Here is a 1,314-nt window from a genome sequence, read left to right as displayed (position 1 = left end):
CTTGCCCGTATCGTAGGCAATGCGCCGAATGCTCGCCATCGAAATTTATCGATGGCCTATTTCAGACTGTAATGGGGTAACTCCGCGGACACGGCCTAGCGCGCTGCCATCCAGTGCCGATTCTGCCATACTCGCAATTCGGCGAGGATGAGGAGTATGAATTGATCGGGGCTTATAGGACAAAATGTGTGTCCTATAAGCCCCAAGGATGACGATTCCAATACGGATGACGACACCAAAACCGGCATCGACGGTTCCATGGACGATTCGGATTCCAAATAGGCCCTGTTAGTTTATCTACTTCTTTGCCGGTGTCGTATACGAAACCGCTATACCCGCGGCAATTGCCATGAGACAGCTCGCGGTGAATCCGAACTCATACTTCAAAACGTTTGTTGCGGTCAGGGCGATAATCAACACGGTCGCAATTTGCAGAATTATCATTATTGCGAAGAGATTGATTCCTTGTTTGGCCGAAGTCGCTGAGTGAGTTTGGCTTTGTTGATTCAGGTTGTAGCTGACAACAAAAGCGACCAGTTCGCTTGATACGGGGCCGACTACATAGAAAAAGATTGCGTCAATGAAGCCTATAGTGTTGTAAGTTGTTTCGCCGGAAAAAACAGCGTATAAAGCATATCCAAATCTTGGCTGATTCATGTATGAGTACGAAAAGACGAAGAGCGTCAATATTGCTACTACCAGAAGTGCATTCAGGACAAATCGTTTGCTTTTCATCGATCGCTCCTTCCGGGTGACTCTTATTTGTAATTCTACAGCATCCATTTGTTTTTCAAAGAATTTGACTGTCCTAAATAACATGCACTTTCGCTGGAGGGTCGCTGTTTGGCGGCCCTCTTTTTTGCACAGGCGCGGTGGGATGGTAATAATCGGGCGGGAGTCAGCCGCTCTGATAGAATCGTCCTTGCTGTCGGCAGCCCTCGTGCCGGGCAGAGCCCTCCATCCGATGGGAGGTGATGCCCATGACCGATTTCACTGAGCTCGTGAAGCTCCTGACTGCTATGGTCTCGCTCCTCACGGCCCTTGTCGTCCTTTCCAAGGCACTCAAGCAGGGTTCGAAGCCCAAAAAGAAAGGCCACCGTCGCTAAGACGATGACCCAACTTCATTAAGCAACGGCTCTGCCCAGCTCTCTACAACTTGGGCTGCCGTCGGCACCATTTTACCCTCCTGACGAGGAATTCGTCCATATTTCAAAAACCAAATTGCGTTTGCTATCGAAGCCTTGATTATCAACTTCATCCGAACACTTCCCACATTCATCCGCACATGTGCGGATGAATGTGGGAACCCGATAC

At 49.2% G+C, this 1,314-nt stretch carries 3 protein-coding genes; 1 reads left to right on the top strand and 2 read right to left on the bottom strand.

The features are described 5' to 3' along the window. Positions 1-297: 297 nt before the first annotated feature. Positions 298-735, bottom strand: coding sequence for a hypothetical protein (locus AB5202_RS09970; protein ID WP_368144676.1), 438 nt, complete (start codon positions 733-735; stop codon positions 298-300). 245 nt (positions 736-980) lie between these two features. Here AB5202_RS09970 and AB5202_RS09965 point away from each other — a divergent pair, with 245 nt between their 5' ends. Then, a complete protein-coding gene (locus AB5202_RS09965; RefSeq protein WP_267471256.1) occupies positions 981-1,106 on the top strand; it encodes a hypothetical protein in 126 nt (41 codons plus the stop codon). On the opposite strand, the gene AB5202_RS09960 is transcribed toward AB5202_RS09965, so the two are convergent. Continuing rightward, a partial coding sequence (locus tag AB5202_RS09960; RefSeq protein WP_368144678.1) for a hypothetical protein occupies positions 1,103-1,314 on the bottom strand: 212 nt, incomplete at its 5' end. The genes AB5202_RS09965 and AB5202_RS09960 overlap by 4 nt on opposite strands.

This window comes from Collinsella aerofaciens (assembly GCF_040915545.1).
Taxonomy (GTDB): Bacteria; Actinomycetota; Coriobacteriia; order Coriobacteriales; family Coriobacteriaceae; genus Collinsella; species Collinsella aerofaciens_BE.
This window is presented reverse-complemented; position numbering and strand designations above follow the sequence as displayed.